Source organism: Streptacidiphilus sp. BW17, assembly GCF_041262485.1.
GTDB lineage: Bacteria > Actinomycetota > Actinomycetes > Streptomycetales > Streptomycetaceae > Streptacidiphilus.
On the sequence record NZ_JBGCCR010000007.1, the window covers coordinates 290,170 to 305,976 of the forward strand.

Below are 15,807 nucleotides of genomic sequence, written 5' to 3' on the forward strand. Positions count from 1 at the left end.
CCGCAGGACCGCCCTGGCACCACAGCGGAAATGCGGCGGTCCCGCGCCGGACCGGCCGTTCGGCCTAGGGCGGGCGTCACATCTGCCCGGGTTCGGAAGGCGGGTTCGGTAGACTCGACCTCTTGTGTCGATATAGGGACGAGGGCCCGATGACCATCGCCACCACCGCGCAGCCCGCACCGCGCGACCTGGCCGACGCCGAGGCGTCGGTCACCTCCGCGGCGCTGTTTCGCGCGGGCCTGGGCGCTGCGCCGCGCACCCTGGTCGACATCCTGGATGCCACCGTCCGCGCCCACCCGAACGAGCCCGCGCTGGACGACGGCCGGGCGCAGCTGAGCTACCGCGCCCTCGCCGCCGCCGTCGAGACGCAGCGCAAGCGGCTCGCCGCAGCGGGCATCGGGCCGGGTGACCGGGTCGGCGTGCGGATCCCCTCCGGGACCAACGACCTCTATGTCGGCATCCTCGCCGTGCTCGCGGCCGGTGCCGCGTACGTGCCGGTGGACGCCGAGGACCCGGACGAGCGGGCCGAGTTGGTCTTCGGTGAGGCGGAGGTCCGGGCGATCCTGGGCCTCGAGCGCACTCTGACGCAGCGTCACCTGCTGCGCCCGGAGCCCCGGACGCTGTCGGACGGCGCGCGTCCCATGCCGGAGCACGACGCCTGGATCATCTTCACCTCCGGCTCCACCGGCAAGCCCAAGGGCGTCGCCGTCAGCCACCGCAGCGCCGCCGCCTTCGTGGACGCCGAGGCCGCGCTCTTCCTGCGGGACGAGCCGATCGGCCCCGGCGACCGGGTGATGGCCGGGCTCTCCGTCGCGTTCGACGCCTCCTGCGAGGAGATGTGGCTGGCCTGGCGGCACGGCGCCTGCCTGGTACCGGTCCCGCGCTCCCAGGTGCGCAGCGGGGCCGACCTCGGCCCGTGGCTGGTCGAGCAGGAGATCACCGTGGTCTCCACCGTGCCGACCCTGGCCTCGCTCTGGCCCGCCGAGGCACTGAGCGAGGTCCGGCTGCTGATCTTCGGCGGCGAGGCCTGCCCGCCCGAGCTGGTGGCGCGCCTGGTCACCGAGGGCCGCGAGGTGTGGAACACCTACGGCCCCACCGAGGCCACCGTGGTGGCCTGCGCGGCGCTGATGGACGGCGACGGGCCGGTCAGGATCGGCCTGCCGCTCGACGGCTGGGAGCTGGCCGTGGTCGACGAGGCCGAGCGGCCGGTCGCGTTGGGCGGCAGCGGCCAGCTGGTCATCGGCGGTCTGGGCCTGGCCCGCTACCTCGACCCGGCCAAGGACGCCGAGAAGTACGCAGCGCTGCCCTCGCTCGGCTGGGAACGCGCCTACCGCAGCGGTGACCTGGTCCGCGCCGACGCCGACGGCCTGGTCTTCCTCGGCCGCGCCGACGAACAGGTCAAGCTGGGTGGCCGACGCATCGAGCTGGGCGAGGTCGACGCGGCGCTGCAGGCCCTGCCCGGCGTGGCCGGTGCCGCCGCCGCGGTCCGCACCGCACGCGGCGGCAACCAGCTGCTGGTCGGCTACCTGGTGGCCACCGAGGAGTGGAACAAGGCAGACGCGGTCGAGCGACTGCGCAAGGAACTCCCGGCCGCGCTGGTCCCGGTGCTCGCGGTGGTGGACGACCTGCCGACCCGCACCTCCGGCAAGGTCGACCGCGACGCGCTGCCCTGGCCGCTGCCGGACAGCGCGGACGACACGCCCACCGAGCGGTTCCAGGGCACCGAGGCCTGGCTCGCCGAGCAGTGGACCGAGCTTCTCGGCGTGCAGGTGGCCAGCCACTCCGACGACTTCTTCGCCATCGGCGGCGGCAGCCTCGCCGCCGCCCGGCTGGCGACCCAGCTGCGCGAGCGCTACCCGGCCATCGCCGTGCTCGACGTCTACGCCTATCCGACGCTGCGCAAGCAGGCCAAGCTGCTCGACCGCTCGGCGAGCACCGGTGGTGAGCTGCGCGAGATCGCCCCGACGCCGCGTCGCGCCCAGGCGATCCAGCTGGTGCTGCTGGTCCCCCTCTTCGCCCTGGTCGGGCTGCGCTGGACGGTGGGGCTGCTGGCCCTGGCAAACGCACTGCACTGGTTCGGGGCGTACGCGTGGGCGCCGACGACCTCGTGGTGGCTGGTCGGCGCGGGCGCGCTGGTGCTGTTCAGCCCGCCCGGCCGGATCGCGATCGCGGCGGGCGGCGCCCGGCTGCTGCTGCGCGGCGTCGGGCCAGGCCGCTATCCGCGCGGCGGCGGCGTGCACCTGCGGCTGTGGACGGCGGAGCGGCTTGCGGAGCTGAGCGGCGCCACCTCGCTGACCGGCTCCTGGCTGGTCCGCTACGGCCGGGCGCTGGGCGCGCGGATCGCCCAGGACGTGGACCTGCACTCACTGCCGCCGGTCACCGGCCTGCTCAAGCTGGGCCACGGCTGCGCGGTCGAGTCCGAGGTCGACCTGTCCGGCTGGTGGCTGGACGGCGACCGGCTGGAGATCGGTGCGATCAAGGTCGGCTCGCATGCCGTCGTCGGCACCCGGACCGTGCTCTTCCCCGGCTCCCGGGTCGGCAAGCGGGCCGAGGTCCTGCCGGGCTCGGGCGTAACGGGGCAGATCCCGACCGGGCAGCGCTGGGCGGGCGTCCCGGCGGGCAAACTGGGCAAGGCCGACCGGTCCTGGCCCAAGCAGCGCCCCGCCCGCCACCTGCGCTGGTCGGCCGCCTACGGCGCGAGCGGCGCGTTCCTGACGCTCCTTCCTTTGCTGTCCGCCGTCCCGGCGGTCGCGATCGCGGCGCAGTTCGTCGGGACGACCGACGGCGCGGGCGCGGCACTGCGCGGCGCACTGCTCGCCGTGGTCCCGGCCGCGCTGGCCTACGGCATCGCCTACGCGCTGCTGGTGCTGGCCAGCGTCCGGCTGCTCAGCATCGGGCTGCGCACCGGGCACCACCCCGTGCACAGCCGGATCGGCTGGCAGGCATGGACGGTCAGCCAGCTGATGGACACCGCGCGGGAGACCCTCTTCCCGCTCTACGCGGGCCTGGTCACCCCCGTCTGGCTACGGGCGCTCGGGATGAAGGTCGGCCGCGGGGCCGAGGTCTCCACGGTGCTGGCGCTGCCCAGTCTGACCAAGGTCGGCGACGGCGCGTTCCTCGCCGACGACACCCTGACCGCCCCCTACGAGCTGGGCGGCGGCTGGATGCGGATCGGCCGGGCCGAGATCGGCCGCCGCGCCTTCCTCGGCAACTCCGGCATGACCGGCGCGGGCCGGTCCGTCCCCGACGGTGGCCTGGTCGGCGTGCTGTCGGCGACGCCGAAGAAGGCCAAGAAGGGCTCCTCGTACCTGGGTCTGCCGCCGATCAAGCTGCCGCGCGCGGCGGAGAAGGGCGACGAGGGCCTCACCTACGACCCGCCGGCCCACCTGCTCTGGGCCCGGGGCCTGGTCGAGCTGTGCCGGCTGGTGCCGGTCTTCTGCTCGACCGCCCTCGCGGTGCTCACCGGCGCGGCGCTCTACGCGCTGGCACAGCTGAGCGCTGTCGGGCTGGTCCTGCTGGCCGGACCGGTGCTGCTGACCTCGGGCGCGGTCGCCGCACTCGTCGCGATCGCGGCGAAGTGGCTGCTGGTCGGCCGGTTCCGGCCGGTGGACCACCCGCTGTGGAGCAGCTTCGTCTGGCGCAACGAGCTGGCCGACACCTTCGTCGAGGTGCTGGCCGTGCCGTGGCTGGTCGGCTCGGTCCCGGGCACGCCGGTGCAGACGCTGTGGTTGCGCGGACTCGGCGTCCGGGTGGGTCGTGGGGTGTGGTGCGAGAGCTACTGGCTGCCCGAGTCGGACCTGATCACCCTGGGCGACGGGGTCAGCGTCAACCGGGGCTGCGTCCTGCAGACGCACCTCTTCCACGACCGGATCATGCGGATGGATACTGTGGTGCTCGATCAGGGCGCCACCCTCGGCCCGGGTGGCATCGTGCTGCCGGGCAGCCGGGTGGGCGCACGGACCACGCTCGGCCCCGCGTCGCTGGTGATGGGCGGAGAGTCGGTCCCGGCCGACACCCGCTGGCTCGGCAACCCGATCGAGGCCTGGCAGGACTGAAGCAGAACTCCAGCAGGGCTGCGGCAGGACCGATCGGGCACACGGCACCGCACGCACGGCACGGCACGGCACGCACGGCACGGCAACGCACGGCGCACAGGGAGCGGAACACCGGTGAGTCCCCAGCAGGCCCGGAGACAACAGACCGCCACCGGCGCGGGCACCACCCCCGCCACCGACCCGTACTTCCCCGCCAACGGCGACGCGCGCTACCACGTGCACCGCTACGAGCTGGCGCTCGACTACCGGCCCGTGCCCAACCGGCTCACCGGCACGGCCAGGATCAGCGCCATAGCGGCACCGGGCGGCGCTCCGCTGGCCGAGTTCGCGCTCGACCTGGCCGCGGGCTTCCGGATCGGCCGGGTCGCCGTCGACGGCCGGGCCCCGCACTACGCCCACCGCGCGGGCAAGCTGCGCGTCCGCCCGGCCAAGCCGCTGGTGCCGGGCGCGGCCTTCACGGTCGAGGTGCACTGGAGCGGCAACCCCAAGCCGGTGCGCAGCCCGTGGGGCGGCCTCGGCTGGGAGGAACTGACGGACGGCGCCCTCGTCGCCAGCCAGCCGACCGGCGCGCCCTCCTGGTACCCGTGCAACGACCGCCCGGCCGACAAGGCGTCGTACCAGATCTCGCTGACCACCCCGTCCCCCTACGCGGTGGTCCTCGGCGGACGGCTGCTCACCCGGACGGTGAAGTCCAGCAGCACCACCTGGGTCTACGAGCAGTCCGCGCCCACCTCCAGTTACCTGGTCGGCGTCGCCCTCGGCGCGCTGCAGCAGGTGCGACTGGACGATCCCGCGGCGGACGAGGTCCCGCAGCACGGCTGGGTACCCCACCACCTGGCTCCGGCGTTCGGAGCGACCTTCGCGCGTCAGCCGGAGATGATGCGGCTCTTCCAGGAGTTGTTCGGCCCCTACCCGTTCGACGGCTACACCGCGGTCGTCGTCGACGAGGAGCTGGACGTCCCGGTGGAAGCCCAGGCCATGGCCACGTTCGGGGTCAACCACCTGGTCGAGGGGTGGGAGTCGGAACGGATGGTCGCCCACGAGCTGGCCCACCAGTGGTTCGGGAACAGCGTCAGCGTGGCCGACTGGCGGCACATCTGGCTGAACGAGGGCTTCGCGAAGTACGCCGAGTGGCTCTGGTCCGAGCACGCGGGCGGGCCCACTGCGGCGGAGCGCGCGGCACGCTCGTACCAGCTGCTCGAGGTGCTCCCCCAGGACCTGCGCATGGCCGATCCGGGGCGCCGCTCGATGTTCGACGACCGCATCTACCAGCGCGGTGGTCTGACGGTCCATGCGCTCCGGGTCGCGCTGGGCGGCGAGGCCTTCTTCCGGATGCTCCGCGACTGGACCCGCTCGCACCGGCACGGGACGGCCGGGACGGACGCGTTCCTCGCCCATGTCCAGCGCTACGCGTCAGCCCCGCTCGACGGGCTGCTCAACGCCTGGCTGTACGAGACGCTGCTGCCGCCGCTGCCCACGGCCTGAGGCGCAACTGGGGGACCGGGCGGCTCAGCCGCGCTCGGGGGCCGTCGCCCGGCTGAGCTCAGGCAGCAGCTTCTGCAGGATCCCGAACAGCTGGTCGCGCTCGGACTCGTCGAGGAGATCCAGCGCGTCGTGGACCACCTGCATGTCCTCGCGGACGGCGAGGAGCGCCGCCCGGCCCTCGTCGGTCGCCGTGACGATCTTGATCCGCCGGTCCTGCGGCCCCGGCTCGCGTCGGACCAGGCCGCGTGACTCGAGCCGGTCCACGATGCCGGTCACGTTGGAGGCGTCGCAGACCAGGGCCTCCGCCACCGCCCGCATGGGCAGCGGCCCGCGCACGGCCGCGCCGAGCACCTTGGCCTGGACCGGCGTCAGCCCGTGTCGCGCCGCGACCACGGCGAAGTCCTGGTAGTACGCGCCGCCGACCGCCGCGATCACGTCCATCAGTTCCGCCTTGCTGGTACTCATGACGGCGATTTTACGTCCGGCAAATTGAGGTGCTCAACTATCCTGACGGAACGAAGATCATCACGAACCGCTGTGACGAGGGGAACGGATCGCAGATGAGCGTCATGCGCACCACCACACTGGGGACCGACGGCCCGACCGTCGGCGTGGTCGGACTCGGCTGCATGGGCATGTCCCACGCCTACGACCCCAAGGGCCACGACGAGGCGACCTCGATCGGCGTGATCCACCAGGCGCTCGACCTGGGCGTCACCCTGATCGACACCGCGGACGTCTACGGGCCGTTCAGCAACGAGGAGTTGGTCGGCCGGGCGCTCGCCGGCGGGTACCGGGAGCGGGCCGTGCTGGCCACGAAGGTCGGGCTGGTGACCCCACAGCGCGGTCTCGGGGCCGGTTCGGCGGCTCTGGCCAGGAACGGCAGGCCGGAGCACGTCCGCGCCGCGATCGACGCGAGTCTGCGCCGTCTCGGCACCGACCACGTCGACCTCTACCAGTTGCACCGGGTCGACCCCGAGGTACCGATCGAGGAGACCTGGGGCGCCATGGCCGAGGTCGTCGCCTCCGGTAAGGCGGGGGCGATCGGGCTCTCCGAGGTCGACGTCGAGGAGATCAAGCGCGCCCAAGCGGTGCACCCGGTCGCCTCGGTCCAGTCCGAGCTCTCGCTCTGGACCCGCGACCCGCTGGACGCGGTCCTGCCGTACTGCGCGAGCCAGGGCATCGCCTTCCTTCCGTTCTCGCCGCTCGGGCGCGGGTTCCTCGCAGGCCGCTTCGCCAGCACGCAGGACCTCCCCGCCGACGACTGGCGCGCGACGCTGCCGCGCTTCCAGGCCGAGGCACTGGCCGCCAACCAGGCGCTGGTCGACACGGTCCGCGCCGTCGCCGGGCGCCACGACGCCACCCCGGCGCAGATCGCCCTGGCCTGGGTGCTCGCCCAGGGCCGGTACGTGGTACCGATCCCCGGTACCAAGACGCCCAAGTACCTTGCCGACAACGCGGGTGCGGCCGCGGTGACCCTCACCCAGACCGACCTCGCCGAACTCGACGCCCTCCCGGCGCCGACGGGCACCCGATACTGACCAGCTCCACCGACCGGTTCCACCGACCGAGCCCCCGGCGATCCGGTCGGAACCGTTCCACGATGGGCCACGTCACACGGGCATGACGACAGACACGAACTGGAGTGACTGGCCCGTGCAGGCCGAACCGACTGCGCAGGCCGAGCAGTCCCGGCGGCCCAACCGGATCGCCATCGCCGTGCTGGCCTCCCTCGTCGTCCTTGCCACCGTGGCCGTCGGCCTGGTCGTCCTGCTGGGAGCGACCGCCGATGCGGCAGGCGGCTGCGGCGGTGGATGACGTTGCATCAACACGGCTGTCCCGCAGGCCCTGTGTCAGCGCAGCAGGTAGGGCAGGCGTTCCCGCAGGAACGTGCGCGGGAACTCGTCGCGCAGCCGCCACAACCCCGCGTCGATGACGAAGTGAGCCATCACCGCACCCAGGTAGGCCCCGTAGAGCGCACGCTCGGCGGGGCCTCCACCGTGCAGGTGGGAGGCGAGGTTGAGCACCACCCCGAGCAGCAGGGCGATGTTGAGCAGCAGTGCCAGCGCCGTCCACCGGGGTATTCGCCCGGCGGCACCGCCGCCGGCGACCAGGGCCATCATCACCAGGTACTGGAACCCGTGGGCGACGGTCAGCCCGGCCACCGCCGCGTAGGGCGAGTCGAAGAGGAAGACCGGCAGGAAGAAGAGCAGCGCGGTGGCCTGCAACGCCAGAGCCTGCCACGGCCGTTCGGCAGCAGGCCGGCGCAGCACCTGCACCGCCCCGTAGCCGGCAGCCGCCGCGAACAGGCCCGCTGCGACCGGAAAGAACGCGTCGAGCCGCGGCAACGGACCGGCGATCTGCAGCAGTTCCGGACGACACAGCAGCCCGGCGATCCCGGCAACCCCGGCGACGTTGATCGCGGCCCGCTCCCCGCGCCGCAGCGAACCCGCGCCGTAGGCGACGGACGCGAGTGCGGCCAGGCCGAGGTTCTGTTTCTGGAAATGGAAGAACTGCCAGGCGAAGAAGGCGAGCAGGAGCAGCGCGAACGGCCCCTGCGGCACCAGCGCGCCCAGCACCGCCGTGACCACGACCAACCCCACCGGCGCGACCACGTACCGCACCCGCCGGGCGAGCATGAACCGCCGCACCGCCGGGACCGTCCAGAACCAGGCGCTGCTGGCCACATGGACCGACGATCCGAGGAAGAGCAGCCCGCCCAGGGTCGCCCCCTCGGGCGCGTCCGACGCAGGAGCAGCGACCACCGCCGCCACCAGCGAACCGACCGTCAGCAGCAGAACGCCCCACAGCCACGCGTCGCGTGGCGCGGTGTCAGCGGAGGGTTCGAGGACTGCTGCCATGGCGCGAGCATAGGACCCCGCACCGACAAGCGACGCAGCGGGAACACCTGGTGGACATGTGGGGAACCGGCGGAGATACCGAAAGTGTCCCTTCTTACCGCCTCACCCTCGAACGCCCGGAAAGAGTGCAATCCATACGGGTCTCTCACGATCCGCGCCCCTTCCCCTCGTATCATCATTGCGCAGGTTCTTCTCAGCCGATCCGGCGACGCCTCACGGCGTCCGCCAAGGACCAGGACAGTCAAGGCACAGGTGGGGCACGGGTGGGGGACAGAAATGCTCACCGTGCTTCGCCCGGCGTTCAGTCCTCGGTCGGGCTGAGGACATCCCGGCCTACTACTCATGTCGCTGGCGCTGCGCCGACCCGGCACGACCCGAGCACGCCCCAGCAACTCGCAGCAGCCATAAGCCCGCGACGAGGAGACCTTCTGTGACCCGACGTACCCTCCGCCTTGCGGCCGTCCTCGGATCCGTCGGCATGCTCGGCGGGGCGTTCTTCGCCCAGGCCGTGGCGTCCCCGATCCACAAGACCCCCGCGCCGCCGCAACAGCACGTGCTGCTGATATCCGTCGACGGCCTCCACCAGACGGACCTGGCCTGGTGGACCGCCCGGTACCCGCACTCGGCGCTGGCCCGCCTGGTCGCCGGCGGCACCGAGTACACCCACGCGCAGACCACCGTCCCGTCGGACAGCTTCCCCGGCATGGTGGCCCAGTTCACCGGTGGCGGCCCGGGCACGACCGGCGTCTACTACGACGACACCTGGAACGCGGACCTGCTGCCCGCTGGGACCACCGACTGCAAGGGCGTCAAGCCCGGCGCCGAGGTCGACTTCACCGAGGACCTGGACAAGAACAAGGCCAGCATTGACGCGGGCCAGGGTCTCAAGGGTCTGCCGGGCTCGATCCTGAAGATGACCGGCACCCCGCAGACGCTGATCAACCCGCGCACGCTGCCGGTCGACCCCAAGACCTGCAAGCCGGTCTACCCGCACTCCTACCTGCAGACCAACACCGTCTTCGAGGTCGCCCAGAGCTCCGGCCTGCGCACCGCCTGGTCGGACAAGCACGCGGCCTACGAGGTCCTCGACGGCCCGACCGGCACCGGCATCGACGACCTGTTCACGCCGGAGATCAACTCGGACGCCAACGGCTACCCGGCGGGCAACGACTGGACCACGGACAACAAGGCCACCGAGCAGTACGACACCTACAAGGTCCAGGCCGTCCTCAACGAGATCGACGGCTACAACCATCAGCACACCACCTGGGTGGGCACGCCTGCCGTCTTCGGCATGAACTTCCAGGCCGTCTCCACCGCGCAGAAGCTGCCCTCCTCGGACGGCCTCAAGGGCGGCTACACGTCCACCGACGAGCCCGGCCCGCTGCTGCAGAAGAACCTGGCCTTCGTGGACGCCGAGTTGGGCCGAATGACCGCCGAACTGCGCAAGCGCCACCTGGACCGGACGACCACCGTCATCCTGTCTGCCAAGCACGGCCAGTCCCCGACCGACCCCAACGCGCTGACCCGCATCGACGACAGCACGCTGCTGTCCGGTCTCGACGCCGCGTGGAAGAAGGCCCACCCGGGCGCAGGCGACCTGGTCGCCCACTCGGTGGACGACGACGGCATGCTGCTCTGGCTCACCAACCGCTCCAAGGCCGCCACCGACTTCGCCCAGAAGTACCTGCTGGCACAGAGCGGCACCGGGACCGACATCAGCGACAAGCCCAAGGCCTTCACCGCGAGCGGCCTGAGCAAGGTCTACGCGGGCACGGCCGCCGCCAGGTACTTCGGCGTCAAGCCGGGCGACGCGCGCGTCCCCGACCTCTTCGGCATCTCGCAGGACGGCGTCGTCTACACCGGCGGGACCGGCAAGGTGGCCGAGCACGGCGGCGCCCACGCCGACGACCTGGATGTGCCGCTGGTGATCAGCGGCGCCGACGTGCCGAGTGAGGTCGTGGACACCGCCGCGGTGCAGACCAAGCAGATCGCACCGACCATCCTGTCGCTGCTCGGCCTGGACCCGAACTCGCTGGTGGCGGTGGAGAAGGAGCACACCCGGGTGCTGCCCGTCAGCTGACCCGGGGCCGGTCGCGCCGCTGCTCCTGCCCGTCCCAGGCGAGGAGGAGCAGTGCCGCGTCGTCCTTCGGAGCTCCACCGGCGTAGTGCTGGAGGTCACGGTAGAGGCGGTCGAGACCGGCCCCCAGGCCGTCCACCGGACCGCCGCCGTCCTGATCGGCGCCGTCCTGACCGCCGCCCGCCCGGAGCAGCGCCGGGGCGCGCTCCGCCAGCGGGTAGAACTCGCCGCTCGCGTCGCGTGCCTCCACCACGCCGTCGGTGCAGAAGAGCAGCAGGTCGCCCGGCTTGAACGGAACCGTCCACGACTGCGGCCCACCCTGCGCCAACTGGGCGAGTCCGAGCGGGACCCACGGGTCCGGCGGTTCGAGCAGGACCGACCCCCCGTCGGCCAGGACACGCAGCGGCGGGACGTGTCCGCAGTGGATCAGCTCGACCGCGTCGGGTGGCAGGAACTGGGCCAACAGCGCGGTGGTGAACTCGCCGCTGACGGCATGTCGGGCGACGCTGGTCTCCAGTCGACGGGCCACTCCGGCAAGGTCCGGCTCGTCAAAGACCGCCTCCCGGAAGGCTCCCAGCACCAGCGAGGCCATCCGGACGGCGGGCAGCCCCTTTCCCCGCACGTCACCGATCAGTGCCCGCACGCCGAACGGGGTGTCCAGCACCGCGTAGAGATCACCGCCGATCTGGGCCAGGTCGGCGGCCGAGACGTAGCGCGCCGCGACCCGGACCGGTCCGACCTGCGGTTCCGGCGGCGGCAGCAGGGCCAACTGCGCGGCCTCGGCCACGGTCCGCACCGCGACCAGGTCCCGGGTGCGGACGACGCGGAAGTACGAGATCAGCACCGCGGCCAGGGTCAGCGCCGCGTAGGCGATCAGCGTCCCCTCGAAAAGGCGGTGCGACTCACCGCCGTCGAGCCCGTCGTAGTGGGTCAGCAGCACCATCAGCAGCAGGCCGACGCAGCTGCTGACGACCACCTCCAGCGGATAGAGCATCAGCGCCGCCAGCGGCGGGACCACTGACATCAGCGCGGCCAGGTAGGTGTCCCGGCCGGAGAGCAGATCCGCCGCGCAGACGGCGACGATCGCCCCGACCACCGGCAGCAGCCGCTGCCAGAGCGGGGCCTGGAGCAGCGCCGCTCCGTCGTCCAGCGGCGCAGCCGACGGCGCGGAGGCGCCCACCTCCTCCACCGGTCGGATGCTCCTCACAGTGCTGAATCTATAGGAACCCCCTGTAAGGGACATGTCTGAGGATTTCCGCCCCAAACGCCGGAAGTACGGCACAGCGCAGCGGACCGGCCGCGTCGAGCCGCCTCCGGGCATGCCGATCGGGCACGATGCATGCCCTCGACATCCCCTCGGCGTCCTCCCGGCATTTCCCCGGTATTCCCCCGCCTACGTGTACGTCGACGTGGTTCATCTCACGTCCGTCAAGACCTACCTACGGTGGCGTAGGTCACTTCACACAGTGAAGTATCGACGTCATGCCCACATCGCGATCACCCCAGGAGCACGCGCAGATCACCTCCTACGTCGCCCTTGGCGACAGCTTCACCGAGGGGCTGAACGACCCGGGGCCCGACGGCGGCTTCGCCGGGTGGGCCGACCGCCTGGCCCGCATCCTCGCCGAGCAGCGGCCGCGCACCGAGCCCGGGCACTACGACCTGCGCTACGCCAACCTGGCCGTGCGCGGACGGCTGCTGGACCAGATCGCCGCCGAGCAGGCGCCGCAGATCGAGCCGATGCAGCCGGACCTGGTCAGCATCTGCGCGGGTGGCAACGACATCCTGCGACCGGGCAGCGACCCGGACGACGTGGCCGAGCGCTTCGAGCAGGCCGTCCTCCAGGTCAGGCCGCACGCCGGCCGCGTGCTGATCTTCACCGGCTTCGACACCCGGGACACCCCGGTGCTCAAGCACCTGCGCGGCAAGATCGCCACCTACAACGCCCACCTGCGGGCCATCGCCGACCGGCACGACCTGGACGTCGCCGACGTCTGGGCGCTTCGCTCGGCCCGCGACCGCCGCGCCTGGAGCGAGGACCGGCTGCACCTCTCCCCCGAGGGGCACCAGCGCGTCGCCCTGCTGGCCGCGCGGTCGCTCGGGCTGCCCGTCGAGGATCCCGAGGCCCCCTGGCCGCCCACGACCACCCACAGCGCGGCGGAGCAGCGCCGGGAGAACATCCAGTGGGCGCGCGAGTACCTGCTCCCCTGGGTCGGCCGTCGCCTGCGCGGCGAGTCCTCGGGCGACCACGTCGAGCCCAAGCGCCCGGACCTCGCGCCGCTGTAACCGGCAGCGACCCAGCCGCCACACCGAGCCCGCCCCGTCGCCCTGCGCGTCGGGGCGGGCTTTCTGTCACCTGGCGCGACGGGTGGCTACTCTCGGTGCTCGTGGGATTTCGAGCTTCGAACGGCATGCACGGGAATACCCCAGGGGGGTATCGTGTTGTACGGGCCGAAGGTCGAATGGTCCCCTGCAGTTCTTGTCCTGTCAGTTCTTGACCTGCAGTCCTTGTCCTGCAGTCCTTGTCGCTTCCGTTCCGTCCACTCCGCCCAGGAGGCACCCATGACCACCGCCGTCTTCACCGTCACCGGCATGACCTGCGGCCACTGCGAGAAGGCCGTCTCCGAGGAGGTCGGCGCGCTGGCGGGTGTGGTGCAGGTCGCCGCGGACGCCAAGGCCGGCACGGTCACCATCGAGTCCGAGCAGCCGCTGGACGACGCGAGCGTCCGCGCCGCCGTGGACGAGGCGGGCTACGAGCTCACCGGCCGTCAGGCCTGATCGTCCGGTCCGATCCGCGAACGCCCGCGCCGCACGTCCCCGTCGGTCCCTCGCACGCAGCAGGAGGAGGAAGCAGCATGTCCACAGCCACCCCTGGCATAGAACCGGTCGTCGAACGGGTCGAGCTCGCCATCGGCGGAATGACCTGCGCGTCCTGTGCGGCCCGCGTCGAGAAGAAGCTGAACCGGATGGAGGGCGTCACCGCCACGGTCAACTTCGCCACCGAGAAGGCCAGCGTCGCGCACGCGTCCGACGTGGCCGTGGCGGATCTGATCGCCACGGTGGAGAAGACCGGCTACACCGCCGAGATCCCCGCACCCGTCGTTCCCGATCAGGGGACGACTGACGGCGACGCGGCGGCGGACGGTACGACAGAGGACGGCAAGGCGGCGGGCGGCAAGGCGGCGGGCGGTGCGTCCGGGGCGAAGGACGACGAGGCGGCCCGCCTCCGGCACCGGCTGCTGGTCACCGTCGCGCTCAGCATCCCGGTGATCGTCCTGGCCATGGTGCCCGCGCTGCAGTTCCGCAACTGGCAGTGGCTGTCGCTGACCCTGGCCGCGCCGGTCGTGGTCTGGGGCGGTTGGCAGTTCCACAAGGCCGCCTGGACCAACCTCCGGCACGGCGCGGCCACCATGGACACCCTTGTCTCCCTGGGCACCCTGGCCGCCTTCGGCTGGTCCGTCTGGGCGCTCTTCTTCGGCGACGCGGGCATGCCGGGTATGAAGCACGGCTTCGACTTCTCGCTCTCCACGCAGAACGCCTCGTCCACCCTCTATCTGGAGACGGCGGCGGGAGTCACCGCATTCATCCTGCTGGGTCGCTATCTGGAGGCGCGTGCCAAGCGCCGCGCCGGCTCGGCTCTGCGCGCTCTGCTGGAGTTGGGGGCCAAGGACGTGGCCGTGCTGCGCGACGGCCGTGAGGAGCGCATCCCGATCGGACGGCTCGTCCTCGGCGACCGCTTCGTGGTCCGCCCCGGCGAGAAGGTCGCCACCGACGGACGCGTGGTCGAAGGCAGCTCGGCGGTCGACGCCTCCCTGCTGACGGGCGAGTCCGTCCCGGCCGAGGTCGGCCCGGGCGACGAGGTCACCGGAGCGACGGTCAACTCCGGCGGCCGACTGGTCGTCGAGGCGACCCGCGTCGGCGCCGACACCCAACTGGCCCGGATGGCCGTCCTGGTCGAGCAGGCACAGAGCGGAAAGGCCGCGGCGCAGCGCCTGGCCGACCGGATCTCGGCGGTCTTCGTCCCGACGGTGCTGCTCATCGCGCTGGCGACGCTGGGCGTCTGGCTGGCCGTCAGCGGCAGTGCGACGGAGGCGTTCACCGCCGCCGTGGCCGTGCTGATCATCGCCTGCCCCTGCGCACTCGGCCTGGCCACGCCGACCGCGCTGATGGTCGGCACCGGTCGCGGGGCGCAGTTGGGCATCCTGATCAAGGGTCCCGAGGTACTGGAGTCCACCCGTCAGGTCGACACCGTCGTCCTGGACAAGACCGGCACCGTCACCACCGGCCGGATGGCCCTGATCGGCGTCCACCCCGCGAACGGCGTCGACGAGGCGCTGGCGCTGCGCCTGGCCGCAGCGGTCGAGCACGCCTCCGAGCACCCGATCGCGGCGGCGATCGCGGCAGCGGTGCCCGAGCCGGCGGCGGTCGAGAGCTTCCGCAACGTCCCCGGCCTCGGGGTCGAGGGCGTCGTGGACGGTCACGCGGTGGTCGCCGGACGCGAACGGCTGCTCACCGACTGGTCGATGACGCTGCCGCCCGAGCTGCTCTCAGCAAAGGGGGCGGCCGAGACGGCGGGCCGTACAGCAGTCCTGGTCGGCTGGGACGGCGCGGCGCGCGCGGTCCTGGAGGTCGCGGACACCCCGAAGCCGACCAGCGCCGAGGCGATCAGTCGCCTGCGCGCGCTGGGCCTCACCCCGGTCCTGCTGACCGGGGACAACGCAGCGGTGGCACGGTCGGTCGCGGCGGAGGTCGGCATCGACGCCGACCAGGTGATCGCGGAGGTGCTCCCCGAGGACAAGGCGAGCGTGGTCGCCAGGCTCCAGGCCGAGGGCCACACGGTCGCCATGGTCGGCGACGGCGTCAACGACGCCGCCGCGCTCGCCCAGGCCGACCTCGGCCTGGCCATGGGCACGGGCACGGACGCCGCGATCGAGGCGGCCGACCTCACCCTGGTCCGCGGTGACCTGCGGTCGGCAGCGGACGCCATCCGCCTGTCCCGACGCACGCTCGCCACGATCAAGGGCAACCTCTTCTGGGCCTTCGGCTACAACGTCGCAGCCCTGCCGCTGGCAGCCTTCGGCCTGCTCAACCCGATGATCGCGGGCGCGGCGATGGCGTTCTCCTCGGTCTTCGTCGTCACCAACAGTCTCCGCCTCCGGCGTTTCCAGGCCGAGGCCTGAGCGCCGTAGGCAGTTTCTTCGCTCCCGCAGGCGGGTTGCACCATCCAGGGGCGCGGGGGGGGGGGGGGGGGGGGGGGGGCCCCCCCCCCCCCCGGGGGGGGGCGGGGGGGGTGGGCAGAACGAAGCGCCCCGGGCGGGGGGCGGGG

11 protein-coding genes are annotated in these 15,807 nt (G+C 72.4%); 8 read left to right on the forward strand and 3 right to left on the reverse strand.

All coding sequences use genetic code 11. From position 1 onward, the window contains the following. Positions 1 to 149: 149 nt before the first annotated feature. Both ABH940_RS11900 and ABH940_RS11905 read left to right on the forward strand, forming a co-directional pair. On the forward strand, positions 150 to 4,055 hold the full coding sequence (locus ABH940_RS11900; protein ID WP_370105202.1) for a Pls/PosA family non-ribosomal peptide synthetase: 3,906 nt from the start codon (positions 150 to 152) through the stop codon (positions 4,053 to 4,055). Positions 4,056 to 4,169: 114 nt separating this feature from the next. Next, positions 4,170 to 5,540 (forward strand): M1 family metallopeptidase, encoded by a 1,371-nt coding sequence (locus ABH940_RS11905; RefSeq protein ID WP_370105203.1) that lies wholly within the window; start codon positions 4,170 to 4,172, stop codon positions 5,538 to 5,540. Between the two features lie 24 nt (positions 5,541 to 5,564). Here ABH940_RS11905 and ABH940_RS11910 read toward each other — a convergent pair whose 3' ends face one another. Next, entirely contained in the window at positions 5,565 to 6,005 is a 441-nt protein-coding gene (locus ABH940_RS11910) for a MarR family winged helix-turn-helix transcriptional regulator (protein WP_370063033.1), read from the reverse strand. 104 nt (positions 6,006 to 6,109) lie between these two features. Here ABH940_RS11910 and ABH940_RS11915 point away from each other — a divergent pair, with 104 nt between their 5' ends. Continuing rightward, complete coding sequence (locus ABH940_RS11915; RefSeq protein WP_370063780.1) at positions 6,110 to 7,081, forward strand: aldo/keto reductase; 972 nt, start codon at positions 6,110 to 6,112, stop codon at positions 7,079 to 7,081. An 82-nt stretch (positions 7,082 to 7,163) separates the two neighbouring features. Beyond that, the gene (locus ABH940_RS11920; RefSeq protein ID WP_370063031.1) at positions 7,164 to 7,358 is read left to right on the forward strand and encodes a hypothetical protein; all 195 of its coding nucleotides are present in this window, start codon (positions 7,164 to 7,166) and stop codon (positions 7,356 to 7,358) included. A 35-nt stretch (positions 7,359 to 7,393) separates the two neighbouring features. Here the strand turns inward: ABH940_RS11920 and ABH940_RS11925 are convergent, their stop codons facing one another. After that, positions 7,394 to 8,401: a hypothetical protein gene (locus ABH940_RS11925; protein WP_370063029.1), complete on the reverse strand. Its 1,008-nt coding sequence runs from the start codon at positions 8,399 to 8,401 to the stop codon at positions 7,394 to 7,396. A 430-nt stretch (positions 8,402 to 8,831) separates the two neighbouring features. Between ABH940_RS11925 and ABH940_RS11930 the strand changes: the two genes are divergently transcribed. Next, positions 8,832 to 10,484: an alkaline phosphatase family protein gene (locus tag ABH940_RS11930; protein ID WP_370063027.1), complete on the forward strand. Its 1,653-nt coding sequence runs from the start codon at positions 8,832 to 8,834 to the stop codon at positions 10,482 to 10,484. Here ABH940_RS11930 and ABH940_RS11935 read toward each other — a convergent pair. Then, complete coding sequence (locus ABH940_RS11935; RefSeq protein ID WP_370105204.1) at positions 10,477 to 11,688, reverse strand: PP2C family protein-serine/threonine phosphatase; 1,212 nt, start codon at positions 11,686 to 11,688, stop codon at positions 10,477 to 10,479. The two genes, ABH940_RS11930 and ABH940_RS11935, sit on opposite strands and share 8 nt — an antisense overlap. 275 nt (positions 11,689 to 11,963) lie before the next feature. On the opposite strand from ABH940_RS11935, the gene ABH940_RS11940 reads away from it, so the two are divergent. The 3 genes from ABH940_RS11940 to ABH940_RS11950 all read left to right on the forward strand — a co-directional run bounded on the left by ABH940_RS11940 (position 11,964) and on the right by ABH940_RS11950 (position 15,661). Next, the gene (locus ABH940_RS11940) at positions 11,964 to 12,767 is read left to right on the forward strand and encodes an SGNH/GDSL hydrolase family protein (RefSeq protein WP_370105205.1); all 804 of its coding nucleotides are present in this window, start codon (positions 11,964 to 11,966) and stop codon (positions 12,765 to 12,767) included. Between the two features lie 276 nt (positions 12,768 to 13,043). After that, entirely contained in the window at positions 13,044 to 13,259 is a 216-nt protein-coding gene (locus tag ABH940_RS11945; protein ID WP_370063021.1) for a heavy-metal-associated domain-containing protein, read from the forward strand. A gap of 77 nt (positions 13,260 to 13,336) precedes the next feature. Continuing rightward, positions 13,337 to 15,661 (forward strand): heavy metal translocating P-type ATPase, encoded by a 2,325-nt coding sequence (locus tag ABH940_RS11950; RefSeq protein ID WP_370105206.1) that lies wholly within the window; start codon positions 13,337 to 13,339, stop codon positions 15,659 to 15,661. Positions 15,662 to 15,807: the final 146 nt, after the last annotated feature.

Excerpts from the sequence above, each read along its gene's own strand:
- ABH940_RS11940 (WP_370105205.1), top strand. The coding sequence starts at position 11,964 with ATGCCCACATCGCGATCACCCCAGGAGCACGCGCAGATCACCTCCTAC.
- ABH940_RS11915 (WP_370063780.1), top strand. The coding sequence starts at position 6,110 with ATGCGCACCACCACACTGGGGACCGACGGCCCGACCGTCGGCGTGGTC.
- ABH940_RS11920 (WP_370063031.1), top strand. The coding sequence starts at position 7,164 with ATGACGACAGACACGAACTGGAGTGACTGGCCCGTGCAGGCCGAACCG.
- ABH940_RS11950 (WP_370105206.1), top strand. The coding sequence starts at position 13,337 with ATGTCCACAGCCACCCCTGGCATAGAACCGGTCGTCGAACGGGTCGAG.
- ABH940_RS11910 (WP_370063033.1), bottom strand. The coding sequence starts at position 6,005 with ATGAGTACCAGCAAGGCGGAACTGATGGACGTGATCGCGGCGGTCGGC.
- ABH940_RS11945 (WP_370063021.1), top strand. The coding sequence starts at position 13,044 with ATGACCACCGCCGTCTTCACCGTCACCGGCATGACCTGCGGCCACTGC.
- ABH940_RS11925 (WP_370063029.1), bottom strand. The coding sequence starts at position 8,401 with ATGGCAGCAGTCCTCGAACCCTCCGCTGACACCGCGCCACGCGACGCG.
- ABH940_RS11900 (WP_370105202.1), top strand. The coding sequence starts at position 150 with ATGACCATCGCCACCACCGCGCAGCCCGCACCGCGCGACCTGGCCGAC.